Annotated in this window: 25 protein-coding genes, 1 tRNA gene and 2 pseudogenes; 22 read left to right on the forward strand and 6 right to left on the reverse strand. The window is 62.3% G+C overall.

All coding sequences use genetic code 11. The features are described 5' to 3' along the window. Nucleotides 1-13 precede the first annotated feature (13 nt). Complete coding sequence (locus FHX14_RS27505) at nt 14-2227, forward strand: 3-hydroxyacyl-CoA dehydrogenase NAD-binding domain-containing protein (RefSeq protein WP_184380092.1); 2214 nt, start codon at nt 14-16, stop codon at nt 2225-2227. Between the two features lie 503 nt (nt 2228-2730). Continuing rightward, the gene (locus FHX14_RS27510) at nt 2731-2940 is read left to right on the forward strand and encodes a cold-shock protein (RefSeq protein WP_003545273.1); all 210 of its coding nucleotides are present in this window, start codon (nt 2731-2733) and stop codon (nt 2938-2940) included. A 141-nt stretch (nt 2941-3081) separates the two neighbouring features. Here FHX14_RS27510 and FHX14_RS27515 read toward each other — a convergent pair whose 3' ends face one another. Then, nucleotides 3082-3582, reverse strand: a complete 501-nt coding sequence (locus tag FHX14_RS27515) for a MarR family winged helix-turn-helix transcriptional regulator (RefSeq protein WP_052636253.1) — start codon at nt 3580-3582, stop codon at nt 3082-3084. Nucleotides 3583-3640: 58 nt separating this feature from the next. Here FHX14_RS27515 and FHX14_RS27520 point away from each other — a divergent pair, with 58 nt between their 5' ends. The 3 genes and pseudogenes from FHX14_RS27520 to FHX14_RS27530 all read left to right on the forward strand — a co-directional run. After that, nucleotides 3641-4045 (forward strand): GFA family protein, encoded by a 405-nt coding sequence (locus FHX14_RS27520; RefSeq protein WP_003588705.1) that lies wholly within the window; start codon nt 3641-3643, stop codon nt 4043-4045. Nucleotides 4046-4128: 83 nt separating this feature from the next. Further along, a complete protein-coding gene (locus FHX14_RS27525; protein ID WP_003588704.1) occupies nt 4129-4593 on the forward strand; it encodes a nuclear transport factor 2 family protein in 465 nt (154 codons plus the stop codon). Nucleotides 4594-4855: 262 nt separating this feature from the next. Beyond that, nucleotides 4856-6772 (forward strand): annotated as a pseudogene (locus FHX14_RS27530) (methyl-accepting chemotaxis protein); the annotation flags it as partial. Here the strand turns inward: FHX14_RS27530 and FHX14_RS33490 are convergent. Further along, nucleotides 6733-9393: pseudogene (locus tag FHX14_RS33490) on the reverse strand (PAS-domain containing protein); the annotation flags it as partial. The pseudogenes FHX14_RS27530 and FHX14_RS33490 overlap by 40 nt on opposite strands. Nucleotides 9394-9613: 220 nt before the next feature. Here FHX14_RS33490 and mscL point away from each other — a divergent pair. From mscL to FHX14_RS27560, 5 genes are all read left to right on the forward strand, one after another. Continuing rightward, on the forward strand, nt 9614-10051 hold the full coding sequence (gene mscL / locus FHX14_RS27540; RefSeq protein ID WP_003588699.1) for a large conductance mechanosensitive channel protein MscL: 438 nt from the start codon (nt 9614-9616) through the stop codon (nt 10049-10051). A gap of 333 nt (nt 10052-10384) precedes the next feature. Beyond that, nucleotides 10385-11551, forward strand: a complete 1167-nt coding sequence (locus FHX14_RS27545) for a pyridoxal phosphate-dependent aminotransferase (protein ID WP_184380094.1) — start codon at nt 10385-10387, stop codon at nt 11549-11551. A 193-nt stretch (nt 11552-11744) separates the two neighbouring features. Beyond that, a complete protein-coding gene (gene galE, locus FHX14_RS27550; RefSeq protein ID WP_183693511.1) occupies nt 11745-12779 on the forward strand; it encodes a UDP-glucose 4-epimerase GalE in 1035 nt (344 codons plus the stop codon). Between the two features lie 101 nt (nt 12780-12880). Continuing rightward, nucleotides 12881-14842: an EAL domain-containing protein gene (locus tag FHX14_RS27555; RefSeq protein WP_184380096.1), complete on the forward strand. Its 1962-nt coding sequence runs from the start codon at nt 12881-12883 to the stop codon at nt 14840-14842. 126 nt (nt 14843-14968) lie between these two features. Continuing rightward, on the forward strand, nt 14969-16021 hold the full coding sequence (locus FHX14_RS27560; RefSeq protein ID WP_184380098.1) for an enoyl-CoA hydratase/isomerase family protein: 1053 nt from the start codon (nt 14969-14971) through the stop codon (nt 16019-16021). A gap of 10 nt (nt 16022-16031) precedes the next feature. Here the strand turns inward: FHX14_RS27560 and FHX14_RS27565 are convergent, their stop codons facing one another. Together FHX14_RS27565 and FHX14_RS27570 are read right to left on the reverse strand one after the other, a co-directional pair. Then, on the reverse strand, nt 16032-18092 hold the full coding sequence (locus FHX14_RS27565) for an ATP-dependent helicase (protein WP_184380100.1): 2061 nt from the start codon (nt 18090-18092) through the stop codon (nt 16032-16034). A 104-nt stretch (nt 18093-18196) separates the two neighbouring features. Next, complete coding sequence (locus tag FHX14_RS27570) at nt 18197-18478, reverse strand: hypothetical protein (protein WP_012556549.1); 282 nt, start codon at nt 18476-18478, stop codon at nt 18197-18199. A 174-nt stretch (nt 18479-18652) separates the two neighbouring features. Between FHX14_RS27570 and FHX14_RS27575 the strand changes: the two genes are divergently transcribed. Next, entirely contained in the window at nt 18653-18913 is a 261-nt protein-coding gene (locus tag FHX14_RS27575) for a BON domain-containing protein (RefSeq protein WP_184380102.1), read from the forward strand. Nucleotides 18914-18971: 58 nt separating this feature from the next. Further along, complete coding sequence (locus FHX14_RS27580; RefSeq protein WP_183779323.1) at nt 18972-19232, forward strand: hypothetical protein; 261 nt, start codon at nt 18972-18974, stop codon at nt 19230-19232. Nucleotides 19233-19498: 266 nt separating this feature from the next. Here the strand turns inward: FHX14_RS27580 and FHX14_RS27585 are convergent, their stop codons facing one another. Further along, entirely contained in the window at nt 19499-19741 is a 243-nt protein-coding gene (locus FHX14_RS27585; protein ID WP_003588688.1) for a DUF982 domain-containing protein, read from the reverse strand. A gap of 258 nt (nt 19742-19999) precedes the next feature. On the opposite strand from FHX14_RS27585, the gene FHX14_RS27590 reads away from it, so the two are divergent. Continuing rightward, a complete protein-coding gene (locus FHX14_RS27590; protein WP_054183807.1) occupies nt 20000-20392 on the forward strand; it encodes a hypothetical protein in 393 nt (130 codons plus the stop codon). A 49-nt stretch (nt 20393-20441) separates the two neighbouring features. On the opposite strand, the gene FHX14_RS27595 is transcribed toward FHX14_RS27590, so the two are convergent. Beyond that, nucleotides 20442-20516, reverse strand: a tRNA-Thr gene (locus FHX14_RS27595). Nucleotides 20517-20672: 156 nt separating this feature from the next. Between FHX14_RS27595 and FHX14_RS27600 the strand changes: the two genes are divergently transcribed. The 9 genes from FHX14_RS27600 (at nt 20673) to yacG (ending at nt 26377) form a co-directional block, all read left to right on the forward strand. After that, entirely contained in the window at nt 20673-20867 is a 195-nt protein-coding gene (locus FHX14_RS27600) for a hypothetical protein (protein WP_003588684.1), read from the forward strand. A gap of 106 nt (nt 20868-20973) precedes the next feature. Next, entirely contained in the window at nt 20974-22266 is a 1293-nt protein-coding gene (gene murA, locus FHX14_RS27605; RefSeq protein ID WP_003588682.1) for a UDP-N-acetylglucosamine 1-carboxyvinyltransferase, read from the forward strand. Between the two features lie 93 nt (nt 22267-22359). Then, nucleotides 22360-22791: a DUF2948 family protein gene (locus FHX14_RS27610; protein ID WP_184380104.1), complete on the forward strand. Its 432-nt coding sequence runs from the start codon at nt 22360-22362 to the stop codon at nt 22789-22791. 58 nt (nt 22792-22849) lie between these two features. Continuing rightward, on the forward strand, nt 22850-24148 hold the full coding sequence (gene hisD / locus FHX14_RS27615) for a histidinol dehydrogenase (RefSeq protein WP_184380106.1): 1299 nt from the start codon (nt 22850-22852) through the stop codon (nt 24146-24148). Nucleotides 24149-24152: 4 nt separating this feature from the next. Further along, a complete protein-coding gene (locus tag FHX14_RS27620) occupies nt 24153-24626 on the forward strand; it encodes a UPF0262 family protein (protein ID WP_003588677.1) in 474 nt (157 codons plus the stop codon). Next, nucleotides 24623-25108 (forward strand): low molecular weight phosphatase family protein, encoded by a 486-nt coding sequence (locus FHX14_RS27625; protein ID WP_348649273.1) that lies wholly within the window; start codon nt 24623-24625, stop codon nt 25106-25108. The genes FHX14_RS27620 and FHX14_RS27625 overlap by 4 nt, the downstream gene beginning before the upstream one ends. A 123-nt stretch (nt 25109-25231) precedes the next feature. After that, nucleotides 25232-25450, forward strand: coding sequence for a translation initiation factor IF-1 (gene infA, locus FHX14_RS27630; RefSeq protein WP_003545338.1), 219 nt, complete (start codon nt 25232-25234; stop codon nt 25448-25450). 55 nt (nt 25451-25505) lie between these two features. Continuing rightward, a complete protein-coding gene (locus FHX14_RS27635) occupies nt 25506-26126 on the forward strand; it encodes a Maf-like protein (protein ID WP_003570453.1) in 621 nt (206 codons plus the stop codon). A 38-nt stretch (nt 26127-26164) separates the two neighbouring features. Beyond that, entirely contained in the window at nt 26165-26377 is a 213-nt protein-coding gene (yacG, locus tag FHX14_RS27640) for a DNA gyrase inhibitor YacG (RefSeq protein ID WP_003588672.1), read from the forward strand. Nucleotides 26378-26397: the final 20 nt, after the last annotated feature.

Raw genomic sequence — 26397 nt, forward strand, 5'->3', positions numbered from 1 at the left:
GGGAGGAAACCTAATGACCTACATAAATTTCACGGTCGAAACCGACGCCGACGGCATCGCTCTTGTCACCTGGGACATGCCCGACAAATCGATGAACGTCTTCACATCAGAGGTGATGGCCGAACTCGACGCCATCATCGACGCCACCACCGCTGATGCCGCCGTCAAGGGCGTCGTCTTCACCTCGGGAAAATCCTCCTTCTCCGGCGGTGCCGATCTGTCGATGATCAAGTCGATGTTCGGTTCCTATCAGGACGAAAAGGAAAAGAGCCCGGAGACGGCGGTGCAGACGCTCTTCGGCCTGGTCGGGCGCATGTCCGGCCTGTTCCGCAAGCTCGAAACATCGGGCAAGCCCTGGGTTTCCGCCATCAACGGCACCTGCATGGGCGGGGCTTTCGAACTGTCGCTCGCCTGCCATGGCCGCGTCGCCTCCAATGCCAAGAGTGTCAAGATCGCGCTGCCCGAGGTGAAGGTCGGCATCTTCCCCGGCGCCGGCGGCACCCAGCGCGTACCGCGGCTGGCCAATGCCCAGGATGCGCTGCAGATGATGACGACCGGCCAGTCGCTGAGCGGCTCCCGCGCCAAGGCGATGAACCTCGTGCATCAGGTGGTCGAGCCGGATCAGCTGATCCCCGCCGCCAAGCAGATGATCAAGGACGGCCTGAAGCCGATCGCCCCCTGGGACGAGAAGGGCTTCAAGCTGCCCGGCGGCGGCATCTGGACGCCGGCCTCCGCCCAGCTCTGGCCGGCAGCACCCGCGATCCTGCGCCGGGAAACCTCCGGCAATTATCCGGCCGCGCTCGCCATTCTGAAATGCGTCTATGAAGGCCTGCAGGTGCCGTTCGACACTGGCCTGAAGATCGAACAGCGTTATTTCACCGAGGTGCTGCAGACCCGCGAAGCCTTCTCGATGATCCGTTCGCTGTTCATCTCCATGCAGGAACTCGGCAAGGGCGCCCGCCGCCCGGCAGGCATCCCCAAGACCGAGCTGAAACATGTCGGCGTCGTCGGCGCCGGTTTCATGGGCGCCTCGATCGCCTATGTCACCGCCGCCGCCGGTCTGGCGGTGACGCTGATCGACCGCGACATGGAGGCCGCCGCCAAGGGCAAAGCGGTCTGCGAAGGTCTCGTCAAGGATTCTGTCGGTAAGGGACGGTTTACGCAAGACGAAGCCGCAGCCCTTCTCGCCCGCATCACGCCCTCGGCCGACTATGCCGGCCTTGCAACTGCCGGCCTGGTCATCGAGGCGGTGTTCGAGGATCGTGAGGTAAAGAAGGCGGTCATCGAGGCGGTTGAAGCCGTGCTGCCGGAAGGCGCGATCTTCGCCTCCAATACCTCGACCCTGCCGATATCAGGGCTGGCGAAGAACTCCAAGCGCCCGGCCGATTTCATCGGCATCCACTTCTTCTCGCCTGTGGAGAAGATGATGTTGACCGAGGTCATCCTCGGCAAGGAGACCGGTGACAAGGCGCTCGCCGTCGCGCTCGATTACGTCGCGGCGATCAAGAAGACGCCGATCGTCGTCAACGACACCCGTGGCTTCTTCGTCAATCGCTGCGTGCTGCGCTACATGTCGGAAAGTTATGACATGCTGATCGAGGGCGTGCCGCCGGCGATGATCGAGAACGCCGCCAAGATGGCCGGCATGCCGGTCGGTCCCTTGGCGCTGAACGACGAGGTTGCCATCGATCTCTCGCTGAAGATACTCAAGGCGACCGTCGCCGATCTCGGCGAGAAGGCGATCGACCCAAGGCATATGGACCTCATTTCCCGCATGGTGGAAAAGGAGGGCCGCTTCGGCCGCAAGAATTCCAAGGGTTTCTACGATTATCCGCCGAAACCGGCAAAGAAGTCGCTCTGGCCTGAGTTGAAGACGCTCTACCCGCAGAAGAAGGCAGATGAGGTCGACGTCAATGTCCTGAAGCAACGCTTCCTCGTCACCATCGCGCTCGAAGCCGCCCGCACCGTCGAGGAAGGCATCGTCACCGACCCGCGCGAAGCCGACGTCGGTTCGATCCTCGGCTTCGGCTTCGCGCCCTATACCGGCGGCGCGCTCAGCTACATCGACGGAATGGGCGCGAAGGCCTTCGTGGAACTGGCGGAGAAGTTAGCGGAGGCTTACGGAGATCATTTCAAGCCGACGCCGCTGCTGAGGGATATGGCTGCCAAGGGCGAGACGTTTTACGGGCGGTTTGATCCCTATGCGGGGGCGAAGGTGGCGGCGTAAGCCGTTTCGCGGCCTTGGTTTTAACGGGACGATCTTTACCGTTGTGCCGTGACCGCCCCCCTCTGCCCTGCCGGGCCCGGGGCGAGCCACGGGTCTCGCCCGTCCTTCGGGCCCCCCACAGGTGGGGAGATCGGCAAGCAGCCAAACCTTCCCGCCTCTCTATCGTTTCGCCCAGCCGTGACGCTAGTTGTTTGGGGAAGCCAGCGAGCCCAGCCAATCTCCCCACCCGTGGGGGAGATGCCCGGCAGGGCAGAGGGGGGGCTGCCACGGCACGACGGCAAAGGTCCTTTTCGCCCCAGATGCACGAATTCGACTTTCCCGTGCGGACGCCTTGTCACGGACACAATTTCCGATTAAACGTTCTCGCATCGATCTTGCTAGATGAACTTTGAAACGACGCTTGCGTCGTTCCTGGCGAACTTCCTCCAAAATCGGTTTTCATCGCCGCTCGTGCTTCGGCTCGCGCGGCAATCTTCTATGAACGATTCGAAAAGGATATCGTCATGAGCACTGGTACCGTAAAGTGGTTCAACGCAACCAAGGGCTTCGGCTTCATTCAGCCGGATGACGGCGCTGCCGACGTTTTCGTCCACATCTCGGCCGTTGAACGCGCTGGCATGCGCGATCTCAAGGATGGCCAGAAGCTGTCTTACGAGCTCGTCCGCGACAACAAGTCCGGCAAGATGTCGGCAGACCGCCTCCAGGCGGCTTAATCTTGACGCGTCCGCTGGGACGCGTGAAGCTTTGAATATCATCTCCGGATCGTGACCACGGATGTACTGGCACGGTTCGTTGAGATGGCAGGGAAGGTCGGGTTAGCCCGGCCTTTTTTATTTGCGGTCAGCCTCGGCCGTTCAGCCGCGCGACGCCTCTTCGGCCTCCAGCATCTCCATCACCCGCGCCATCACCGCCCGTGCGGTATCGAGTTCAGTTGCTGTAAACGCGGCGCCGAGCCCATCGGCCCATCCGGCCTGCGCCACCTCGATGACGCCGAGCCGCCCCGCCCCGTCCGCCGTCAGCCGCACTAGCTTGGCCCGCTGGTGCTGCGGGTTGTCGGCATAGGCGATCAGCCCTTCACCCTCCAGCACGTCGGCAAGCCGCTGCACACCCTGGCGGGCGAGGCCGAGGGCGCGGGCAATCTGCGCCACCGACATGTCGCCGCGCCTCGCCGCGGCCAGCACCTGCCAGCGCGCGCTTGTCTGTCCCGCGGGCTTTGCCAACTGATCGCCCGCCGCCGTCAGATGGCCGGCGAGACGAAGGGCGGTGATGGCGAAAGCGGAAAAGGCATTCCCCTCCATCGTTCGCTCCGGCCGATTTTGTTTGACAACATGTTGTCGATTATGTATCTCATCCATAGTGACAACATATTGTCATATCGAAGCGTTGAAGGCAACAGCGAGGGAGGCGAGCGCCATGAAGAAGACCTACAAGGGAAGCTGCCATTGCGGCAAAGTGCACTACGAGGTCGATATGGATCTCGAAGAAGGCACCGGCCGCTGCAATTGCTCGATCTGCGCCAAGCGGCGTTATTGGGGCGCCAACGTCAAGCCGGAAGATTTCCGGCTGATGTGCGACGAGGCTGAGACATCGGACTACCAGTTCAACACGATGAGCGGCCATCACCGCTTCTGCCGCACCTGCGGCGTGCCGGCCTACGGCAACGGTTATGTCGAGGCGATCGGCGGCGCCTATGTCTCGATCAACATCGCCTGCCTCGACGACATCACCCCTGAGGAACTGGCAGCCTTATCAGTCCGTTATTACGACGGCAGGCACGATGCCTGGTGGAACGAGCCTGAAGTGACGAGTTATCTCTGAAGCAATTCAGCAAATTGCGTGGCGGTTGTCGGATCGTCTTCCTCTCGTTCGTCCTCTGGCCGTCGTGGAAAAGGAGAACGATCGTGAAAGACGAAGCCAATGCCAGGCATGAAGAAGAGGCGATCATCGCCATGCTGATGATGCGGGCCAAGGCGCTCGGTGAAAAGAACGCCGAAGAGGCGCTTTCCTATGAGGCCGAGGATTCCGTCGAGTTTTCGCTGGCGCCGCCGCTCGTCATAAATGGCAAGGACGAGGCCGGCGTGCAGGCCTGGTTCGATACCTGGGAAGGCCCGATCGGTGGCGAAGTGCGCGATGCCAGGTTGACGGTCGGCGGCGATGTCGCCTTCTGGAGCGGTCTGACGCGCATGACCGGCACCAAGACCGATGGCACGGAGGTCGATCTCTGGTTCCGCCAGACCCTCGGCCTCGTCAAGCGGGATGGCCGCTGGCTGGTCGTCCATCAGCACGCTTCCGTCCCCTTCGCCATGGATGGCAGCGGCCGTGCGCTACTCGATCTGAAGCCGGAAAGTGCAGGCCCTGCGGAATAATTCCGTCGTCTTCCAAGCATGCCGCGCAGACCGTGCAGCGGTTCTGCGGCAAAGACATGCGTCAAAAACAAAGACTTAAAGCGCGTGCACGGATCTCAAGGATAGTGGCGCCGCTTTGGAGCATAAGAACTTTCTTTTAATCAAATTTTGCAAGCATGAATATTGGGGGGCCTTCAGTTTCTGCTGGATGACGGTTGTTTAAACGCGCCGGCGAATTGGACTTGAGGCATGCGCCAGTACAGCAGCGAAGGCGAGCGGGAACATGCTTTTCAAGTCTACGACAAGTCGCAATCTTTTCTCTGTGGCGGCCTGCGGCGTCATTGCCGTTATTGTCGCTTCGGGGGCCATTTTCTATCGGTCCTATACTGAAATTCGCAGCGGCAGCATCGAACAGATGCGCCAGATCGCGACGGCTGAGGCGCTGAAAGTCGAAAAGAATATCGGCGGCACCGTGCATATCGTGGACGGGCTGAACGCCGTGCTGACGACGATGAAGGAAATGGGCGACACCGATCGTGCCAAGGCGGACAAGGTCTTGCACAACATGCTGCAAGCCAATCCCCCGGTCCTTGGGATTTGGACCGGATGGGAGCCCAATGCTTTCGACGGCAAGGACAAGGATTACGTCGGCAAGGAAGGACACGACACGACGGGGCGCTATGTGCCCTATTGGGTGCGCAGCGGCGGCCAGATCACCCATACGGCTTTGACGGATTACACCATCGCCGGAGCGGGCGACTATTATCAATTGCCGTTCACGCAGCGCAAAACCGTGATCATCGAGCCTTATTCTTATGCGATCGATGGAAAAGACGTTTTGATGACCTCCGTCACCGAGCCGGTTGTGATCGACGGCAAAGCCGTCGGCGTTGCCGGCCTTGACCTTTCGCTTCAGGACACCGCCAAGGCGCTGTCAGCCAGCCGACCGATGGGAGCGGGTTTTCTTGGCCTGGTCACCAGTGCCGGCAAGATCGTCAGTCACCCGGATGCAAGCCTCATCGGCAAAAGCCTGTCCGAGACCGGCACGAAAACTGCGGATTGGGACCATCTCATCGCCAATCCCGGTGCTGAGCGTGAAGTGACCGATGAGGACGGCAGCGTCTCCCTGGCGATTGCCACCGCCGTCAAGCTTGCCGAGGGCTCCAATTGGTATGCGGTCGTTTCGGTCCCGAAGGCGACACTCTTCGCACCGCTCTATGCGGTGGTGCGGGATGCCATCGTCGCGACGAGCCTGGCGGCGGTGCTGCTGGGCCTTGCCGGATGGTTGATCGCACGCCGGTTCGTCGGCCGGATTTCCGGCGTCATCGCCGAAACTGCCGCGATTGCCGCGGGCAAACTCGATGCGACCCTCAAGGACGGCGAGGCGAAGGACGAAATCGGCGATCTCTCCCGCTCGCTGAAGGCGCTGTTGGAGAGCAACCGCGACAGGGCGCGTCTGGAAGCCGAGGCGGAAGAAAACCGCGCGCTGCAGGAACGGGAGCGCGCCGAGCGCGCCCGGATCGACCAGGCTCAGGAAGCGGACGTCAAATTCGCCGTCGGTGAATTGGCGCTTGGCCTGGCCAAGCTTGCCGAAGGCGACATGACGAGCGCGCTCGAGCATCCTTTCGCGGCGACGCTTGACGAGACCCGCATCAATTTCAACGAGTCGGTCGTCAAGCTGCGTTCGGCGCTGGTATCGTTCTCGCAAAATGCCGAGGTCATCCAAAGCGGCACCGAGGAGATCCGTTCTGCGGCCGACGACCTGGCGCGCCGGACGGAACAACAGGCTGCCTCCGTCGAGCAAACTGCCGCAGCGCTTGAGCAGATTACGACATCCGTCAAGGATTCGACGGCGCGTGCCGAAGAAGCCGGGTCGATGGTTGTTCGCACGAAGGAAAATGCCGAACGGTCCGGCCAGATCGTGCAGCGGGCCGTCGAAGCGATGAACGACATCGAACAGTCCTCCAAGTCGATCTCCAATATCATCGGCGTCATCGACGAGATCGCCTTCCAGACAAACCTGCTTGCGCTGAACGCCGGCGTCGAGGCGGCGCGTGCCGGTGAAGCCGGCAAGGGCTTCGCGGTCGTCGCTCAGGAGGTCCGGGAGCTGGCGCAGCGCTCGGCCGGCGCGGCCAAGGAGATCAAGGCGCTGATCAGCAAGTCGGTTTCGATCCGCTCCAACAGGTCGGAAAGTGCCACGGCAGCGAGCCGCGGCCGCATCGCGCCGGTATCGAGCCTGGAGATATCGAGCACGGCGCCGAGAATGGTTTCGACCGATTCCAGGGCGGAATCGATGTTGCGTACGATCGGGCTGTTGTCGGATTGGGCCATCCGCTCGACCAGCGCCGAGGAATAGAGCCTGGCGGCATTCAGCGGCTGCAGAATGTCGTGGCCGGCGGCGGCGAAAAACCGGGTCTTGCCGATATTCGCCTCGTCGGCGGCGGCGCGCGCCTCGGCAAGCTCGTGGTTGACGCGGGTCAGCTCGGCCGTGCGTTCGGCGACGCGCTGCTCCAGCGTCTCGTTCGCCTGTTTCAGCGCCTGGTCGGCACTGACGCGCTGGGTGATATCGGTGAAGGTGGCGACGATGCCCTTGTCGGGCATGGCGTTGGAGCGCACCTCGATAATCCGCTCGCCGCCGCTGAGCACCAGCGCGAAGGGTTTGTCCAGCGTCAGGAAATGCCGCACCGTCTGATTGAGATCGCCGGGCGCGATGTCGCCGCGCTCACTCAGCGTGGTGACGATGTCGGCGAGGGGAAAGCCGACCTGGCCGGCACTTTCCGGCAGGTCGAGCAATTGCCGGAAGCGCCGGTTCCAGATGGTCAGCCGGTTGGAGCTGTCGAACACCGCAATGCCCTGGTCCATCTGCGAAAGCGCGGTCTGCAGCATGTCCTGGTTATATTGCAGCGCCTCGCTCGCCTGGTCGAGCAGCCAGGCGGTGTCGGACGAGGCATCCTCGATCTTCTGCAGGATCAGCGACAGCACTAGCCGGGCCGAGGACGAGCCGATGGCGCTGCCGAGCAGCTGTTCGCTGAAATGGATCAGCGCCATGTCGGCCGGCTGATCGTCCTCCAGCTTACGGCCGGAGCTTTGCTCGTAAGTCGTCAGCGAGCGCTGCATCCGCTCTTCGCCGAGATAACGCGAGATCGCCGCCTTGAGATCGCCGACGCTGATGCGGGTCTTCCAGCCGCGGGTGGCGAATTGCGAGCGAGAATGGCGTTTGACGAAGATGCCGGCCTGGATGCGTTCGAGCGGCCTGGCATTGCGGGTGAGCGAGCCGACGATGAAGAAGGCGGTGTTGACGAGCAGGCTCATGACGGTCGCATTGACCAGCGGATCGGCGTCGGGCGCGGCAAACAGCGTCGTGCCCGGAAAGATGAAGCCGAGCACGGCGCTTGCCACATAGGAATAATCGGGCCCGCCGAGCGAGGGCAGGAACAGCAGGTAGACCCAGATGATGAAGCCGGAGGAAAGCCCGAGGATGGCGCCGCGTGCATTCGCCCTCCGCCAGATCAGCCCACCGAACAGCGCCGGGGCGATCTGGGCGATGGCGGCAAAGGAGAGAAGGCCGATCGAGGCAAGGCCGGCGGTGCTGTCGGTCGAGCGGTAATAGGCGTAGCCGAACAGCAGCACGGCGAAGATGGCGCTGCGGCGGATATTGAGCAGCGTCTTGGCGAAATTGTCACGCTGGCTGGCGCGGCCGGCAAGTTTGCGCCTGAGGAAGATGGGCATGATGATGTCGTTCGACACCATGATCGACAGCGCCACGGAATCGACGATCACCATCGCCGTTGCGGCGGAGAAGCCGCCGATGAAGGTGATCAGCGACACCACAGGCATCTCACCGGCAAGCGGCAGCGATAGCATGTAGAAATCGGCATTGCCGGCACCGCCGAAGGTCAGCAGCCCGCCGATCGCCACCGGCAGCACGAAGAGATTGATCGCGATCAGATAGGTGGGAAACAGGAAGCCTGCGAGTTTCAGCTGTTTCGGCGTCCGGTTTTCGACGACCGTCACATGGAATTGCCGCGGCAGCAGGATGATCGCGAAGGCCGACAACAGGATCAGCGTCATCCAGCGGCTGATCGGCGTGTGGTAACTCAGCGCCGACATCACAAGGCCGTTGTCGACCGTTTTCTGCCAGAGATCGGTCGGGCCGTCGAAGAGAAACCAGATGACGCAAATGCCGGCCGTCAGGAAGGCGACGAGCTTGACCACGGATTCCATCGAGACGGCGAGGATCAGGCCGTCCTGATGCTCAGTCGCATCGGTATGCCGCGTGCCGAACATGATGGCGAAGCAGGCAAGCACCAGCGTCGCAACCAGCGGCAGGTCGAGGAAGTAGAGATTGCCGCTGCCGATGCCGTAGTCGGACGGGTTGACCATGGCGCTGACGGTGCTGGAGATCGCCTTCAGCTGCAGCGCGATATAGGGAATGGTGCCGATCAGCGAGATCAGCGCGACGATGGTGGCGACCGTCGGGTTCTTGCCGTAGCGCGCGGCGACGAAATCGGCAACCGAGGTGAGTTTCTCCGCCTTGGCGAGCTCGATGATCCGGCGAAGCAGCGGCATGCCGAGGGTGAAGACCAGAATGGGGCCGATATAGATGCCGGCAAATTCCAGGCCGCGCTGGGCGGCAAGCCCGACGCTGCCGAAATAGGTCCAGGAGGTGCAGTAGATCGCCAGGCTCAGCGCATAGACCACCGGCCATCCGCCTTCGAGCCCCCCCGGGCGGCGCTTCTTGCGGTCGCCATAGCTTGCCACGGCGAAAAGCAGGAGCAGATAGCCGAAGGCAGACGCGAATATGACCCAGCCTGGAAGCATTGACCCTCCGCCGGCGGAAACCCGCCGGGACCTCCCGCAACCCGTTCAGCTTAAGTCATTTCAGAGGCGTTGAAAATTCCCGCCCGTCTAGGCCTTAAGTCAAAGGCCGCCGGGGGTATTGCCAAATAATTGCGATTGCCGATTGATTAATCGCAATGAAGATGTAGCTAATGAAATCCATCGCATACTCTCTGAAATGGATCGAAGGGAGACGGATCCGATGCTCAACGAATTCAAGGCCTTTATCGCCCGTGGCAATGTCATGGATCTTGCCGTCGGCGTCATCATCGGCGGCGCCTTCGGCGGCATCGTCAAATCTCTGGTCGATGACCTGATCATGCCGATCGTCGGCGCCATTTTCGGCGGCTTCGATTTTTCCAATTATTTCCTGCCGCTCTCGTCGGCCGTCAACGCCCCGACCCTTGCCGCCGCCCGCGCGCAAGGGGCGGTGTTTGCCTATGGCAGCTTCCTCACCGTTCTCATCAACTTCCTGATCCTTGCCTGGATCATCTTCCTGATGGTCAAGGGCGTGAACTATCTGCGCCTGCAGGTCGAGCGCCAGGAGAAGGTCGCACCGGAAGAACTGCCCGCGCCGCCGGCTGATGTTCAATTGCTGACGGAAATCCGCGATCTGCTGGCCACACGCCCGACGGCCTGATCGGGGTTGGAGCCGGCGGCTCCGGGCGTCGGACTGAGGCTCCACAATAGCTCTGTCCGCCCCACCCTCCGTCATGCTCGGGCTTGACCCGAGCATCCACACCGCGTCCATCAGCAGCCACCGCATGGGTCCTCGGGTCAAGCCCGAGGACGACGGAGAGTGGGTTGGCTTTCCAGTCAAACTCGCCCATGGTGGACTGAGGTGCGCCGCGTTGAGGTGCCTCACCACGCCGACCCACCCAGTCCATTCATCACGAAAATCGATATGCCATCACTGGATATCATGGGATTTGCCGGTGCAAATCCACTATGAATGCGGAAACCGGAGATATGCATGTCGATCGTGAAGAGCCTCAGCCCGCGCGCCTTGGCGGCGCCAGAAAGCGGGATCGTCGAAGTCGTCAATTATGCCCGCGGCCGCGAAGGGCTGTTGCCGCTCTGGGTGGGTGAAGGCGACCTGCCGACGCCCGATTTCATTAGCAGGGCGGCGATGGACGCGCTTGCTTCAGGCGAGACCTTCTACACCTGGCAGCGCGGCATTCCGGAGCTTCGCCAGGCGCTTTCGGATTATTACAGCAGACATTTCGGAATCCGGCTTCCGGTCGAGCATTTCTATGTCACCGGTTCCGGCATGCAGGCGATCCAGATCGCCGTGCAGACGCTGGCCTCGCCGGATGATGAACTGGTTTACCTCACCCCCGCCTGGCCGAATATCGCCGCCGCCCTCGAAATCGCGGGCGCGCGCTCCGTCGGCGTCGAGCTGCAGTTCGAAGGCGGGAAATGGGCGGTCGATCTCGACCGCGTCGAAGCCGCCATCACGCCGAAAACCAGGGGCATCTTTATCAACACGCCGTCGAACCCGACGGGCTGGACGGCGACGAAGAAGGATCTTGCCGACATCCTGGCGCTGGCCCGCCGGCACGATCTCTGGATCATGGCCGATGAAATCTACGCGCTCTATTATTTTGCCGGCGGCCGGGCGCCGTCTTTCCTCGATGTGATGGAGCCGGACGACAAGATCATTTTCGTCAACTCCTTCTCGAAGAACTGGTCGATGACCGGCTGGCGCGTCGGCTGGATCGTCGCGCCGCCCGAGATGGGTCAGGTGCTCGAAAACCTCATCCAGTATTCGACCTCGGGCGTCGCGCAGTTCATGCAGAAGGGCGCCGTTGCAGCCCTTGATCAGGGCGACGATTTCGTTGCCGCCAATATCGCCAAGGCGGCCCGGTCCCGCGATATTCTCTGCGATGCGCTTGTCGCCACCAACCGCGTCGAGACGCTGAAGCCGGACGGCGCGCTTTATGCCTTCCTGAAGATCGACGGCGTCACCGACAGCCGCAGCGCCGCCATCGACATCGTCGACAAGACAGGCGTCGGCCTTGCCCCCGGAACCGCCTTCGGCGCCGGCGGCGAACTCTTCCTGCGCGCCTGTTTCCTGCGCGATCCCGCCCAGGTGGCGGTCGCGGCCGAACGTCTCTGCGACTATATCCTCAGGCGCTGAGAAGCGGCTCGGTCGGGTGATTTCGTGCCGGAATCGCCCGATCGATAAAACTTGAGCAAAGCCCGAAATCGGCCTCTAACCACAAGTCCAAACATACCGGTTCAAAGGGCCTGGAACGGCCATTCGATAAGAAAATTGGAAAGAAAAACCGGGCCTGATGCCCCTGCTATAAAACAAAGCAGGGATGCGGGACATGGCGGTTTTGGTGACGGGCGGCGCCGGATATATTGGCAGTCACATGGTTTGGGCGCTGCTCGATGCGGGTGAGGATGTGGTCGTGCTCGACCGTCTCTCCACGGGCTTTCGCTGGGCCGTGGCGCCGGCGGCGCGTTTCTATCTCGGCGACGTCGCCGATCCCGACGTCTTGAAGAAGATCTTCATCGAAAACGACATCGAAGCGATCATTCATTTCGCCGGCTCCGCCGTCGTGCCGGTCTCGGTCGCCGATCCGCTCTCCTATTACGACAACAATTCAGGCAAGACCCGGGCGCTGCTCTCCGCGTCGGTCGAAGCCGGCATCCGCAACTTCGTCTTCTCGTCGACCGCGGCCGTCTACGGTCAGCAAAAGACCGACCTGCCGGTGAAGGAGACCGCCTCCCTCAATCCGGAAAATCCCTACGGCCAGTCGAAGCTGATGACCGAATTCATGCTGCGCGATGCCGCTAGCGCCTATGATTTCAACTATGTCGCGCTTCGCTACTTCAACGTCGCCGGCGCCGATCCCGACCACCGCGCCGGCCAGTCGACCTCAGGCGCCACCCACCTCATCAAGGTTGCCTGCGAGGCAGCACTCGGCAGGCGCGACAGCGTCAGCGTTTATGGCATCGATTATCCCACCCATGACGGCACCGGCGTGCGCGACTACATCCATGTCACCGATCTTGTCGATGCGCATCTGAAGGCGCTGCAGCACCTGCGCCGGGGCAAGGGCTCGCTCGTTGCCAATTGCGGTTATGGCAGCGGCTATTCCGTGCTCGACGTGCTGAACATGGTCACCCGCCTGCACGGACATTCCTTCAAGATCCACATGGCGCCGCGCCGCGCAGGCGATTCCGCCAGCGTCGTCGCTGACGCTTCGCTCGCCCGGCAGGTGCTCGAGTGGAAGCCCAGGCACGATTCGCTGGAAACCATCGTCCAGAGCTCGCTCGATTGGGAACTCTTCCTAGCGAACAGAAACGTCGACGACCTGCACAGCATCCACCGGGCGCTGGCGGCCGCGTCGTTCTAGACCGGCGTCGGACCGTTACCGCCCCATGCCTCGCATGCCGTCACGTGAATAAGGAATGATCAAGCTTTCTCTGGCCGGCTCTGGCCGACGGAAAAGGGAAGATGAAGAAGTTTCTGGCCTCATTGCAGCTGCAAAAAGACAACCCGACGCTTCTGACGGCGCAGTTTCGGGCTCTGTCGTCGCAGATCCCCATTCTCTATGTTCTCCTGGTCATCAACGCCCTTGCGGTGGCAATCACCCACCTTGAATCCGCCCCGCTCTGGCTCTCGCTCTATATCCCCGTCGCCTTGAGCATCGTCTGTGTCTTCCGACTCTGCTGGTGGGAGATCAGGGGCAAGGAGAACGTCACGGCCGAGCGCGCCTACCGGCTGATGAAGATCACCATATCGGGTGCCGCCATCCTGACTGTTGCTTTCGGCGGCTGGGCGATCGCGCTTTACCAGTATGGCGATGCGTCCCAGCAGGGCCAGATCGCCTATTTCCTCGTCGTCACCGGCATTTCCTGCATCTTTTGCCTGATGCATCTGCCGATGGCGGCGGCGCTGACCACGGTGATCACCTTCTCGGCCATGATCGCCACCTTCATGTTCTCGGGCAATCCCGTTTTCGTCGCGACCGCCGTCAGCGGCCTCTTCCTGATCCTGCCCTTCCTCAGGGTGATCGACAGCTATTTCCAGAATTTCGTCGGCCTGGTGCAATTGACCGAGGAACTGAAGCAGAAGCGGGCGGAAGCCGAGGAGCTCAACCTTGTCAACAGCCGCAACGCGCTGCAGGACCAGCTGACGGGCCTTGCCAACCGCCGCAGCTTCTTTCTCTCGCTCGAAAAACGGTTGCAGAAGGATCCGTCCGCGCCGCCTGTTCTCGGCATTCTCGATCTCGACGGCTTCAAGCCGGTCAACGATGTCTTCGGCCATGCCGCCGGCGATCTCGTGCTCAAGGAGACGGCCCGCCGCTTTGCCGCGCTGGTCGGCGAAGCGGGCATCGTCTCCCGCCTCGGCGGCGACGAGTTCGGCATCATTTTCCCCTGTTCGATGACACGCCAGGCGATTGCCGATCTCGGCCAGGCGCTCTGCGCCGCGGTCCGCGACCCTTACGAAATCCCCGACGGCTCGGTCCGCGTTTTCGGCTCCTGCGGCATCGTCTATCCCGAGATCGGCAGATACACCGCCGAGGATCTCTACGAGAAAGCCGATTTTGCCCTCTACCAGGTCAAGAGCAAGCGCAGCAGCGGCGTCGAATTCTTCTCGGCCGAGCACGAGAAGATCCTGACCCAGCGCCACCTGATCGAACTCGAGCTGCAGGCGAATGATTTTGCCAGCGAATTGAAACTCGAATATCAGCCGATCGTCGAATTGAAGAGCGGCCGCGTCGTCGGCTACGAGGCGCTTGCCCGCTGGGACAGCGCCCGCTTCGGCCGCATTAGCCCCGAAGCTTTCATTCCCGCGGCCGAGCGCACCGCCGTCATCGGCCGGATGACGCGCATCCTTTTTGCCAAGGCGCTCGAAGCGCTGGCAATCATTCCCCGCCACCTCAAGCTCTCCTTCAATCTCTCGGCGCGTGATATTTGCGACCATGAGACATCGATGGCGCTGCTAGGCATGATCACTCGCTCCGGCATCGATCCCCGGCGCATCGAATTCGAGATCACCGAGACCGCACTGCTTTCCGATTTCGACACCGCCGACAAGGTCATCGCAATGCTGCGCTCGGCCGGCATCTCCATCGCGCTCGACGATTTCGGCACCGGCTATTCGAGCCTCAGCCATATTCACCGTCTCGGCTTCGACAAGCTGAAGATCGACAAGGCCTTCGTGATGAATTTCGATCGCGACGCCCGTTGCATGAACATCACCCGCTCGGTCGCCAATCTCTGCCAGAATCTCGGCATCGCCTCCGTTGCCGAAGGCGTCGAAAGCGAAGGGATCGCCGAGGGATTGAAGGCGATGGGCGTTCGCCTGGCGCAGGGCTATCATTTCTCGCGGCCGCTGCCGCTGGAGCTTGCCATCGACTACGCCGCCCGCTGCGAAGCCGAAGCCATTGCCCGCAATTCGCTGTCGGCCTGAGCGATCGATCTCGCCTGCTGTAAATCGACTGGAGCGACGCTGCATCGTCGTCTATTCATGGTTACGAGCCTTTCCTGGGCAGATGCTTCAATCGGATCAGGAAGGCTCCAGCAGCGGAGGTAAACCATGCAGGACGGCGAAGTCATCATTGAACGGCGGGGCACTGCCGGCATCATCCGGCTCAACCGGCCGCGGGCGCTGAACAGCCTGACGCTGCCGATGGTCCGGGCGATCACCGAGGCCCTTGATGGCTTTGCCGCAGATGCCGAGGTGGCGAGTGTCGTGGTGGCGGGGGAGGGCGAACGCGGCTTCTGCGCCGGCGGCGACATCCGCGCCCTGCATGAAAGTGCGCGCGCCGGCGATGGCCTCGCAGGCGCCTTCTGGCGCGAAGAATTCCGCCTCAACCATCAGATCGCCGTCTACCCAAAACCCTATGTCGCGCTGATGGACGGCATCACCATGGGCGGCGGCGTCGGCCTGTCGTCGCATGGCCGCCACCGCATCGTCACTGAGCGCACCCGGCTTGCCATGCCCGAAACCGGCATCGGCTACGTCCCTGATGTCGGCGCCACCTGGTTGCTGCCGAAGGCACCTGGCGAGGCCGGAACATGGCTCGGCCTGACCGGGCTCGATATTGGTGCCGCCGACGCAATCCACGCAGGGCTTGCCGACCGTCAGATCGCGTCGTCGCGGCTCGGCGCGGTGATTGAGGCGCTGTCGGCCCTGCCGCGCGGCAGCTTGTCCAGCGATGTCGATGCCCTCTTGCAGGGGCTTGCTGAGCCTGCGGGAGAAAGCCGGCTCAGGCAGAATGCCGCGATGATCGATCGCGCCTTTCGTTTCGACAGTGTCGAGGAAATCCTGGCAGCGCTTGCCGGGGAGGAGGGCGACTTCGCCGCCGAGACCCACCGGGTGCTGTCGACCCGTTCGCCGACCAGCCTGAAGCTGGCTTTGGCGCTGCTCAGAGCCGGCCGCCGCAGCGCCTCGCTTGCGGAATGCCTTGGCCGTGAACTCGGCGCCTGCCTGCAGATGCTCGATAATCCCGATTTCTTCGAAGGCATCCGCGCCGCCGTCATCGACAAGGACCGCAATCCGAAATGGTCGCCGGCAAGTGTCGAGGCCGTGGAACCGGCAACGGTCGAGCGATTCCTGAAACCGGCCGAGCCGCCGCTATCACTCTGACTTCGTCTGATTATCGCCACATGCCGCGCATGCGGGCGCCGACATCGATGCGCACCTGCCGCGCCTGCGCTTGCGCCGCCGCCTCGGATTTCACCTGCGGCCAGCTGCAGGCTTCGAAGAATTGCAGCAGCGTTGCCGGAATGAAGCGGCTGCGCGAGGCATAGACGTGCCGGTCGCCCTGGGCATTCTGCCCATAGGTGAAGAAGCGCTGCGGCACCACAAGGTCGAGACCGTCGCGGGCGCGCGTCATCGCCACATAGAGCAGCCGGCGTTCCTCCTCGATTTCGGCGGTGGCGCCGACGGCGAGATCGCTCGGAATGCAGCCGTCGACGACGTTCAGCATGAAGACCCTTGTCCATTCCTGGCCCTTGGCGGAATGGATTGTGGAAAGAATGAGGTAATCCTCGTCAAGCAGCGGCACGCCGGCCTGGTCGCTGGTCGCATCCGGCGGATCGAGGGTGAGCTCGGTGAGGAAACGCTCGCGCGAGGCATAACCGCCGGCGATCTGCTCGAGCTGCAGCAGATCGGCCTGCCGCGTCGCCGCATCCTCATGCAGCCGCTCCAGATGCGGCGCGTACCATTGCCGCGCCAGCTCGATTTCCGCCGGCCAGCCGGCCTTGCCCGATTTCATCTCCTGCAGCATGGAAACGAAATCAGTCCAGTCCTCGCCGGAGCGCGGTGGCGCCGGCATGGCGGCCAGCGCCGTTATCGGGCTCGCATCCTCGGCCATCAGGTCGAGCGCCTTCTGCGCCGTCGACGGCCCGACGCCCGGCAGGATCTGCATCAGCCGGAAGCCTGCCACCCGGTCGCGCGGGTTCTGTGCGAAGCGCAGCGCCGCCAGCATGTCCTTGACATGGGCGCTGTCGAGAAATTTCAGCCCGCCGAACTTGACGAAAGGAATGTTGCGCCGGGTCAGCTCGACCTCCAGCGGTCCACTGTGATGCGAGGCGCGAAAGAGCACGGCCTGCTGCTTGAGTGTCAGGCCTTCCTCGCGGTTGTCGAGCACCATGTCGGCGACATAACGCGCCTGGTCGGCCTCGTCGCGCACCGTGACCAGGCGCGGCCGCTCGGCAGATTGCCGCTCGGTCCACAGGTTCTTGGTGAAGCGCTCCGAGGCGAGGTCGATCACGGCGTTGGCCGCGGCCAGGATCGGCTGCGTCGAGCGGTAGTTGCGGTCGAGCGTGACGATATTGGCGGCCGGGCTGAAGGCTGCGGGAAAATCGAGGATATTGCGCACCGTCGCCGCTCGGAAGGAATAGATCGACTGGGCATCGTCGCCGACGACAGTCAGCCCCTGGCCTTGGGGCTTCAGCGCCATCAGGATCGAGGCCTGCAGCCGGTTGGTGTCCTGATATTCGTCAACCAGCACATGGTCGAAGCGGCTGCCGATATCCTCGGCAATCACGCTTTCGCCGACCATCTGCGCCCAGTAGAGCAGCAGGTCGTCGTAATCGAGCACGTTCTGGCTCTGCTTCGCCTCGACATAACAGGCGAAAAGCTCGCGCAGCTGTTTTTCCCAGGTCGCGCACCAGGGAAAAGCGTCGCGCAGCACCTGATCGAGCGCCGTCTCGGAATTCACCGCTCGGGAATAGATCGCAAGGCAGGTGCCTTTGGCCGGAAACCGGCTTTCCGTTTTGGAGAAGCCGAGATCGTGCCGGATGAGGTTGATCAGGTCGGCGCTGTCTTCGCGGTCATGGATGGTGAAATCGGCGTCGAGGCCGATCTGCTGCGCATAATCGCGCAACAGCCGCGCGCCGATGCCGTGGAAGGTGCCGGACCAGTTCAGCGCATCGGCCATCACACCGGCATTCGCACCCAGCACATCGCGGCAGATGCGCTCGACGCGCCGCGCCATCTCGGCGGCGGCCCGGCGCGAGAAGGTCATCAGCAGGATGCGGCGCGGATCGGCGCCCTTGACGATCAGATGGGCAACCCGATGCGCCAGCGTATTGGTCTTGCCCGAACCGGCGCCGGCAATGACCAGCAGCGGCCCGGCAATATGGCTGCCGTCGGTGAGCGTGCCATGCTCGACGGCCATGCGCTGCTGGGGATTGAGCTTTTCGAGATACATCCAGCCGTCCGGTCGGGCTCCCGCAGAATCACTGGGGAAGATTAGATGTTCCTTGAATGTTCGCGATTTCAGCCGCTGTCAAGCATTGAGGTGCCCGGGGGGCTTCAATCGGGGAAATCCGGTCCCACCACACGCCGCACCAGCTTCAGACTGCGATCCGGCTGAAGAATATAAGTCTCTTCTACGCGCTGACCGGTCCCGTCGTAGAACTGGTGGTGGACCGCGCTGCCGACCGGCGACTTGGTCAGCTTCGTCCGCGGCTGGCCGCCATAGGTGATGCTGCCGGGAATAGGGTCCAGCGCCGGGCTATCGGCGGAGGAGCAGCCGGCGAGCAAGGCCACGGCAAACAATGCCCCGGGGAATAAGGCGGGCAGCAGCACTTTCATCGTCGTCATCCCTCTGTCGGCTCCAAGCCAGATATGGAAACCGCAGCGGCTTCCGCCAAGGGCAGGCCACACCGGGGCTTGCAGAAATCACGCTCGAATATCGCGCCGAACCGGTCGCAACGAAAGCCCTGCTGCGGCGTTAACTGAGATCAACCAACCTTAGGAGACACTGACGTGATCGGGTTTCCCGGCTTCACCGACCATGACGAATCCGGCCGGCAGGGCCACGGCGAGGCGGCGACGCGCGCTTCGGTCGAGAGCGCCCTTCACGCCGCCGCCGATCTCGACGCTGAGGAAATCATCGTCGACATGCTGGGCGCCTATGTCATCCTCGACGGTTTCGTGCACCGGCGCGGCGATGTCGAGCGGGCGGTCGCAATCGCCGAAAGCATCGTCGGCCAAGGTTATGTGCACAGTCGCCTGTTGCGGCGCTGAGGGAACCAAGTGCCCTTCCGCGGGTTGAAATGCCGGATCGAAACGCTGGAGACCCCTCATGCAGTCGCTTCCTCGCCTCTCGGCAATCACCATGATATCGGCCGGCGTCTTTGCCGGTTCCGCCTATGCCTCGCTGGAAACCGGCACGAATTATTCGGCGCTGCCGAAGGACCAGGTTGCCCTCAACGAATATACCGGCGCCGTCGCCTGCACGCCGGCAGAACCGCAGTATCTCCCCTCCTTCATCCGCGCGGGCGATGGCACGATCATCGGTGTCGGTTATATCGAGGTGGAAAGTGAGGGCGGCGCGGACTGCTGAAAACAGTCCTGCTCAAACGAGGCTCGCCTGCGTTCCCGCAGAGGTGACGAGCCTCTGACCATCATCATGATGGCTGCGTGTCTTTTATGAATAGACCTGTCCCGGGCACAACGCCCATTGCACCAAAACCCGCCACAAGTTCGATGCAGGGTTAAGTAAATTAAAGCGTTGCACCGTTCCGGCACGCTCCGTTTACGGAAATCGGCCGAAGGACGAGTTCAACGTGGCTGAGCGTGCTTCCGCGTCCTGTCGGACGCTTGGCCGCTCTAATGCAACTTCAGCTTCGCCTCTTCGGCCGCCGCCAGGAATTCAGCTCGCGCCTCTTCCACGCTCTTGCGCCCGTCAAGTGCTGCCCGGCAGGTGCTGCGCGCCTTGATATAACGCAGCCCGCGCGAGTTCGGCCAGAAATCCGCCAGGCATTTCAGCGCATCGAACGGCCCGCTGACCGTTCGCGCGTCGGCATCTTCGAAACCGACCTTGACCGGGCTGTCCCATTTTTCAGTTGCCATCAATGCTCCTCCACGATTGTCGACAGAAACAAAGGGTGCAGCGCCTCCCTATTCCTCCGTGGAGACGCCGCCATGATAGCATTCTAGCGTGATTTTCACGGCCAACAATGGTGAATCGATTGTTGCCGGTGAGGCGAAATGTCAGCGTGTGTGAGAGGGGTTCGCCGGCATGCAGGCCGGGATGTTTTTTTAGATAGTCGCAGATAAGTTGTATGGCGCTTGCGCGCTGCTACCGCTACCCAGCTGAGGGGCTCCGACATGGGTTTAGATCGAAAATTGATCCAGGCTGCTTTTCTCTGCGGGGGGCTGGCAATGCCGGCCTTTGCCGGCGGCGCAGAGATATCAGATGAAGACGCTTTGCTCGCGCGTATTTCTACTGAGATTATCCCTAGGATCCAACTGGAATACGTGCAGACCGCCATCGGCCAGTTTACGGCCGCGATGGATATCGCCGCCTTTCGCGCACGACTGATATTAGACGAGGCATTACAGCAATGGTACGTCGAAGGTATATATGATGGAGTTCCTACGAGGGTAACCGCTGACCTGCTTGAACGGTGGGCGTTGTCGCCATCCATGCCCTATTATCTCGAAGCAATCGACATTCCCGATTGCGCTCATGGCAGCGTGCTGCTTCCCAATTGTCGCTAGCCCTCGTCGAGCACGTGCGAGGAGATATCCGATATCTGAGAAAGAAAACTGGTGCTGCCGAGTGGGATTGAACCACCGACCTCACCCTTACCAAGGGTGTGCTCTACCACTGAGCTACGGCAGCAGGACCAGGACCCGTGCGAGCCGGGCGGCTCAAATCGCGGGAACGGGGCGGCTATTGCCACAGCTTGGCGGCAAGCGCAAGCAGCAAATTCCAACTTCGCGTGGATTGGGACGCAAGGGCCTTTTGGATCGGCGCGAATTCGGCTAATCCTGTCACATGAACGACAAGACCGAAACCGGCCAGCAGAGCCGCAAACAGGCGATCGAGGCCCAGGCGAAACTGCGCCGCGAGCGCGCCGCCGAAAAACTCAGAGAAAATCTTTCGAAACGCAAACAGCAGGTGCGCGCCCGCCGTTCGGGCCAAGCCGACGAAACAAATGGACTGCCTGCCGCAAAAATGGACGAATCGTAATGTTCCGTCCGCGGTCAATTGAAGCGTCGCGAAAAATCCCTTAAACACCCCACTCCCTATTCCAAGGCAGTATTTCAGGAAAGGCGGGCGCGGCCCGTAAGCGCACATGGATCGTATCAGAATCGTCGGCGGTAATGAGCTGAATGGCATCATTCCGATTTCCGGCGCCAAGAATGCCGCATTGCCGCTGATGATTGCCTCGCTTCTGACCAGCGATACGCTGACGCTCGAAAACGTCCCGCATCTGGCCGATGTCGAACTCTTGATGCGCATCCTCGGCAATCATGGCGTTGACGTTGCGGTCAACGGCCGCCGCGAGCGCCAGGAGGATTCCTATTCGCGCACGATCCATTTCACCTGCCGCACCATCGTCGATACCACCGCTTCCTATGAGCTGGTCTCGAAGATGCGCGCCTCTTTCTGGGTCATCGGCCCGCTCCTGGCGCGCGAAGGCCATTGCCGGGTGTCGCTGCCGGGCGGCTGCGCCATCGGCACGCGCCCCGTCGATCTCTTCATCGAGGGCCTGACGGCGCTCGGCGCCACCATGGAGATCGATGCCGGTTATATCAACGCCAAGGCGCCGAATGGCGGCCTGATCGGCGCGCGCTACACTTTCCCGAAGGTTTCCGTCGGCGCCACCCATGTGGTGATGATGGCGGCAACGCTTGCCCGCGGCACGACTGTCATCGGCAATGCCGCCCGCGAGCCTGAGGTCGTCGATCTCGCCAACTGCCTGAACGCCATGGGCGCCAAGATCTCCGGCGCCGGCACCGCGACCATCACCATCGAGGGCGTCACCTCGCTCTCCGGTGCCCGCCACCGCGTCCTGCCGGATCGTATCGAGACCGGCACCTATGCCATGGCGGTTGCGATGGCCGGCGGCGACGTCGTGCTCGAAAATACCGATGTGGCGTTGCTCGACACCGCATTGGAAACGCTGCGCCGCGCCGGTGCCGACATCTCCGCGACCAACAACGGCATGCGCGTCAAGCGTAATGGCGCCGGCATCAAGCCGGTCGATATCGTTACCGATCCCTTCCCGGGTTTCCCCACCGATCTGCAGGCGCAGTTCATGGCGCTGATGACCCGCTCTTCCGGCATCTCGCACGTCACCGAGACCATCTTCGAAAACCGCTTCATGCATGTGCAGGAACTGGCCCGCCTCGGCGCCAGGATCACGCTCTCCGGCCAGACGGCGAAGATCGAAGGTGTCCAGCGGCTGCGCGGCGCCCCCGTGATGGCGACCGATCTGCGTGCCTCCGTCTCGCTCGTCATCGCCGGCCTGGCCGCCGAGGGCGAAACCACGGTCTCCCGCGTCTATCACCTCGACCGCGGTTTCGAGCGGCTCGAGGAGAAGCTGACCCGCTGCGGCGCCGTCGTCGAGCGCATCAGCGAGTAAGCCGTTCATCCCGGTTGCGTATTTGGCCGCAGCATCTTATTTCCCTTGTCTGACGCATCGCCATTTCGGCGGTGCCTGCTGGGATGAAGCCGAATGACCGAACTGAAGCTTGTAGCGCTCGATGACGAGGATCTTGCGATCATCTCCGCGCATATGCAGGACAGCGTCTTCAAGGTCGGCGATATCGACTGGTCGCCGCGCGACGCGCAGTTCGCCCTTGCCGTCAATCGTTTCGTCTGGGAAGGTGCCGAGCGCAAGCGCAGAGGCTTCGAGCGCCGCCGGGCTGCCCTGGTGTTCAAGCGGGTGCTCGCCGTGCGGTCGCTCGGCATCGACCGCGGCAAACGGGACGAGGTGCTGTCGCTGCTGGCCCTGCGTTTCGAGCAGAAGGGCGAGGGGCCGGAGGGTACGATCGAGCTGTCGCTGTCCGGCACCGCCTCGATTGCGCTCGATGTCGAATGTATCGAGGTGCAGCTCTCCGATATCGGCGGCGCCTGGGAGGCTTCCTCCAAGCCTCGCCACCTCTGACGTCTCTGACGCTTGAGGTTTGAACATCGCAGTTTCGAGTTGAGAAGGAATATCGGCCTTGGCAATCTGGCTGGATCAGGCATCGGAAGGTTTCGAGCAGCGTTTTGCTACCTTTCTGACGACGAAACGTGAAGTCTCCGAGGATGTGAACACGGTCGTTCGCGCCATCATCGACGATATCAGGGCCCGCGGCGATGTGGCGCTTGCCGAATATTCGCTGAAGTTCGACGGCATCGATTTCGCCACCGTGCCAATGCGGGTCACGCCGGAAGAGTTCGACGCGGCGATCGAGGCCGTGCCTCCGGAAGTGCTGGGTGCGCTGAAGCTCGCGGCACTGCGCATCGAATCTCATCATCGCCGGCAGCTGCCGAAGGACGATATTTACGAAGACGATCTCGGCGTCGGTCTCGGCTCGCGCTGGACGGCGATCGAGGCGGTCGGCCTCTATGTTCCGGGCGGCACTGCGAGTTATCCGAGCTCGGTGCTGATGAATGCCGTGCCGGCCAAGGTCGCCGGCGTCGATCGCATCGTCATCGCCGTTCCCGCCACCGGTGGTGCCGTCAACCCGGCGGTGCTTGCCGCCGCCAAGCTTGTCGGTGTGACCGAGGTTTATCGTGTCGGCGGCGCCCAGGCGATCGCGGCTCTTGCCTATGGCACCGAGACGATCGCCCCGGTTGCCAAGATCACCGGTCCCGGCAATGCCTATGTTGCTGCTGCCAAGCGCCATGTCTTCGGCACTGTCGGCATCGATATGATCGCCGGCCCTTCCGAAGTGCTGGTCATCGCCGACAAGGACAACAATCCCGATTGGATCGCCGCCGACCTGCTGGCGCAGGCCGAGCACGATGCCAGCGCCCAGGCAATCCTGATCACCGACGATGCCGAATTCGGCAAGGCGGTGGAGCAGGCGGTGGAGCGCCAGCTGAAGACGCTGAACCGTGCCGAGACCGCCGCGGCAAGCTGGCGCGATTTCGGCGCGGTCATCCTCGTTGCCGATCTGAAGCAGGCCATTCCGCTCGCCAACCGCATCGCCGCCGAGCATCTGGAGCTTGCCGTCGCCGATCCGGATCGGCTGCTCGACGGCATCCGCAATGCCGGCGCGATCTTCATCGGCGCCCATACGCCCGAGGTGATCGGCGATTATGTCGGCGGGTCCAACCACGTGCTGCCGACGGCGCGCTCGGCGCGCTTCTCCTCCGGCCTTTCGGTGCTCGATTTCGTCAAGCGCACCTCGATCCTGCGGCTCGGCCCGCAGCAATTGCGCACCCTCGGCCCGGCGGCGATTGCGCTGGCCGTCTCCGAAGGCCTCGATGCTCATGCGCGATCGGTTGCGATCCGCCTCAACCTCGAAAGGTGAGGGGATGGCGGCGGGCGATTTCCGGCTTTGCGACGTCGTCCTCGACGATACGATCGGCCGTTCGACGCCCGATGTCGAGCATGAACGCGCCGTCGCCATTTTCGACCTGATCGAGGAGAACAGTTTTGCGCCGATCGGCCATGCCGGCGGGCCTTACCGGCTGAACATCTCGCTGGTCGATTCCAAGCTGGTCTTTGCCATCAGGACGGAGGAAGGCATCGACGTCGCCACCCATATCCTGTCGCTCACCCCCTTCCGGCGGATCGTCAAGGATTATTTCATGATCTGCGAGAGCTATTACGAAGCGATCCGTTCGGCCACACCGAGCCGCATCGAGGCGATCGACATGGGCCGGCGCGGCATCCACAATGAAGGTTCGCAGACGCTGAAGGACAGGCTGACCGGCAAGATAGAGGTCGATTTCGACACCGCCCGGCGGCTGTTCACTCTGGTCTGCGTGCTCTACTGGCGCGGGTGACGGCCGTGGATCTCGGCGCCGACATCGAGGAGGGAAAGCGGCCGGGCGCCATCCTCTTCATGTGCGGGATGAATGCCATCCGCTCGCCGATGGCCGAAGCGATCGCCCGCAGCATGCTGCCGTCCAATACCTATATCAGGTCGGCCGGCGTGCGCGCCGGCGAGCGCGATCCTTTCGTCGATGTCGTGCTCGACGAGATCGGGCTGTCTCTCGGGCGTCGCCTGCCGCAGACGCTGGAAGAGCTCGAGGACGATTATTTCGATCTGATCATCACCCTGTCGCCGCAGGCCCACCATGCCGCCCTCGAGCTGACGCGGTCGAATGCGATCGATGTGGTCTACTGGCCGACCATGGATCCGACGGTTGTCAGCGGCACGCGCGAGCAGATTCTGGAGAGCTACCGCGAGGTCCGCGATTACCTGGCCGGCCTCATCGAAAGCCGGCTAGTCAAACGAAATGGCATTGCCGCGCAATCGGCTTGAAAACAAATGACGGAAAGGCCGTTCAACAAGGTTCACAAACCTGCGTTGATTGTGTAGTTTCCGCCCAAATTTTAAAGGCGCGCGCTGCGCTGCCTATTCAACCCACAGGAAGAAAACACTTATATGCCGAAAGAAGAAGTCCTCGAATTCCCGGGTATCGTCACCGAACTTCTGCCGAATGCGACGTTCCGCGTGAAGCTCGAAAACGAACACGAGATCATCGCCCACACTGCGGGCCGCATGCGCAAGAACCGCATCCGCGTTCTCGCCGGCGACAAGGTGCTCGTGGAAATGACGCCCTACGATCTGACCAAGGGCCGCATCACCTACCGTTTCAAGTAAGCTTGCCCAAGGTTCTGCAGGGGTTGTTCTCCCGTCTGTCGATGGTCGAGGTTCCATGGCGCTGAAATACAAGCTCATTCTCGCCTCGGGCTCGCCCCGTCGCGTCGACCTGCTCAACCAGGCAGGCATCGAGCCTTCGCGCCTGATGCCGATGGATATCGACGAGACGCCGAAAAAGTCGGAGCACCCGCGTTCGCTGGCCCGCAGGCTTTCGGCCGAGAAGGCGGAAGCAGCACTTGCCGCCATCAAGAGTGATATCACCTGGAAGGGCAGCTATATCCTCTCGGCCGATACGGTGGTCGCCGTCGGCCGGCGTATTCTCGGCAAGGCGGAATTCGCCGATGAGGCATTGAGCTCGCTGCATCTTCTGTCGGGACGCAACCATCTCGTCTATACCGGCGTTTGCCTGGTGACGCCGGATCGCAAGATCCGCCAGAAGATCGTCGAGACCAAGGTGCGCTTCAAGCGCCTCTCCGGCTTCGAGATCGAAAACTACCTGGCCTCCGGCCAGTGGCGCGGCAAGGCAGGCGCCTATGGCATCCAGGGCCTTGCCGGCACCTTCGTGCAGAAGATGGTCGGCTCCTACACCAATGTCGTCGGCCTGCCGCTTTATGAAACCATTGTGCTTTTGACCGGCGAAGGCTTCGACGTGCATAGCCGGTGGCCCGAGGGCTGAAGCCCGAAGGCCGACTCCTGAATTAGGACGGACCGATCATGCCCGAAGACAACAAAGCCGCCGCCAAGGTCGAACCGTTGCGCAAGGCGCGCCCTTGCCCCGAATGCGGCAAACCCTCACACCGCGAACATTACCCCTTCTGCTCCAACCGCTGCCGCGAGGTCGATCTCTCCCGCTGGCTGACCGGCGCTTATGCTATCCCGGTGGCCGACGACGAGACGAAGGCCGAATATCCGGATGAGGAAAACTAGAGAATTCCGTCGGCGAAGCT

Source organism: Rhizobium sp. BK619, assembly GCF_014195245.1.
Taxonomy (GTDB): Bacteria; Pseudomonadota; Alphaproteobacteria; order Rhizobiales; family Rhizobiaceae; genus Rhizobium; species Rhizobium acidisoli.

Bases quoted from the DNA above. Each gene is read 5' to 3' on its own strand.
- FHX14_RS27505 (WP_184380092.1), top strand. From the start codon at position 14: ATGACCTACATAAATTTCACGGTCGAAACCGACGCCGACGGCATCGCT.
- FHX14_RS27510 (WP_003545273.1), top strand. From the start codon at position 2,731: ATGAGCACTGGTACCGTAAAGTGGTTCAACGCAACCAAGGGCTTCGGC.
- FHX14_RS27515 (WP_052636253.1), bottom strand. From the start codon at position 3,582: ATGGATGAGATACATAATCGACAACATGTTGTCAAACAAAATCGGCCG.
- FHX14_RS27520 (WP_003588705.1), top strand. From the start codon at position 3,641: ATGAAGAAGACCTACAAGGGAAGCTGCCATTGCGGCAAAGTGCACTAC.
- mscL (WP_003588699.1), top strand. From the start codon at position 9,614: ATGCTCAACGAATTCAAGGCCTTTATCGCCCGTGGCAATGTCATGGAT.
- FHX14_RS27545 (WP_184380094.1), top strand. From the start codon at position 10,385: ATGTCGATCGTGAAGAGCCTCAGCCCGCGCGCCTTGGCGGCGCCAGAA.
- galE (WP_183693511.1), top strand. From the start codon at position 11,745: ATGGCGGTTTTGGTGACGGGCGGCGCCGGATATATTGGCAGTCACATG.
- FHX14_RS27555 (WP_184380096.1), top strand. From the start codon at position 12,881: ATGAAGAAGTTTCTGGCCTCATTGCAGCTGCAAAAAGACAACCCGACG.
- FHX14_RS27560 (WP_184380098.1), top strand. From the start codon at position 14,969: ATGCAGGACGGCGAAGTCATCATTGAACGGCGGGGCACTGCCGGCATC.
- FHX14_RS27565 (WP_184380100.1), bottom strand. From the start codon at position 18,092: ATGTATCTCGAAAAGCTCAATCCCCAGCAGCGCATGGCCGTCGAGCAT.
- FHX14_RS27570 (WP_012556549.1), bottom strand. From the start codon at position 18,478: ATGAAAGTGCTGCTGCCCGCCTTATTCCCCGGGGCATTGTTTGCCGTG.
- FHX14_RS27580 (WP_183779323.1), top strand. From the start codon at position 18,972: ATGCAGTCGCTTCCTCGCCTCTCGGCAATCACCATGATATCGGCCGGC.
- FHX14_RS27585 (WP_003588688.1), bottom strand. From the start codon at position 19,741: ATGGCAACTGAAAAATGGGACAGCCCGGTCAAGGTCGGTTTCGAAGAT.
- FHX14_RS27590 (WP_054183807.1), top strand. From the start codon at position 20,000: ATGGGTTTAGATCGAAAATTGATCCAGGCTGCTTTTCTCTGCGGGGGG.
- FHX14_RS27600 (WP_003588684.1), top strand. From the start codon at position 20,673: ATGAACGACAAGACCGAAACCGGCCAGCAGAGCCGCAAACAGGCGATC.
- murA (WP_003588682.1), top strand. From the start codon at position 20,974: ATGGATCGTATCAGAATCGTCGGCGGTAATGAGCTGAATGGCATCATT.
- FHX14_RS27610 (WP_184380104.1), top strand. From the start codon at position 22,360: ATGACCGAACTGAAGCTTGTAGCGCTCGATGACGAGGATCTTGCGATC.
- FHX14_RS27620 (WP_003588677.1), top strand. From the start codon at position 24,153: ATGGCGGCGGGCGATTTCCGGCTTTGCGACGTCGTCCTCGACGATACG.
- infA (WP_003545338.1), top strand. From the start codon at position 25,232: ATGCCGAAAGAAGAAGTCCTCGAATTCCCGGGTATCGTCACCGAACTT.
- FHX14_RS27635 (WP_003570453.1), top strand. From the start codon at position 25,506: ATGGCGCTGAAATACAAGCTCATTCTCGCCTCGGGCTCGCCCCGTCGC.
- yacG (WP_003588672.1), top strand. From the start codon at position 26,165: ATGCCCGAAGACAACAAAGCCGCCGCCAAGGTCGAACCGTTGCGCAAG.